Source organism: Corallococcus sp. CA053C (genome assembly GCF_003611675.1).
In the GTDB taxonomy this organism is placed as follows: Bacteria; Myxococcota; Myxococcia; order Myxococcales; family Myxococcaceae; genus Corallococcus.
In genome coordinates this window covers 1-420 of the sequence record NZ_RAWA01000906.1, presented here as the reverse complement: position 1 = coordinate 420, position 420 = coordinate 1, and the positions used below count along the sequence as shown (strand labels likewise).

Sequence of the window (420 nt, the reverse complement as noted above, 5' to 3'; positions counted from 1 at the left end):
AGGGTCTCAGGTCGCTGACGGTCGGGGCACCCGGCACGCGGCATGGCCGAGGACGACCTCCCCGTCGACGGTGCTCGTCGGCGTGGGCACCCACCCTGCGGCGAGCCGGGCATCCAGGAGCTCATCGGCGGTAGGTTGACGGTCCCACACGGAGACCGCGTTCACGCCGCCCAGTCACGTGGTGTCGAAGACGAGGTACCGCCCGTCAGCCCAGGGCACCACCACGTCGTGGGTGAACTCGTCCTGGACGATCACCGCCGCCACGTCGCGAGGGGGGCTGTGTGCGAAGCCCCAGCGCACCACGTCCTGGAGCAGGGTCAGCGGCGCAAGCTCCCGCTCCAGCGCGGCGCGCTGCGCGGGCGGCAGTCCGGAGTGGTCGGTCAGGAGCACCATGGCCACAGCATACCTCCGGTCCGCAGG

At 71.9% G+C, this 420-nt stretch carries 1 protein-coding gene; it reads right to left on the bottom strand.

Going from position 1 to position 420, the window contains the following annotated elements:
- Positions 1-174 precede the first annotated feature (174 nt).
- On the bottom strand, positions 175-420 hold a 246-nt coding region (locus tag D7V97_RS43820; protein WP_233583638.1), incomplete at its 5' end, for a hypothetical protein.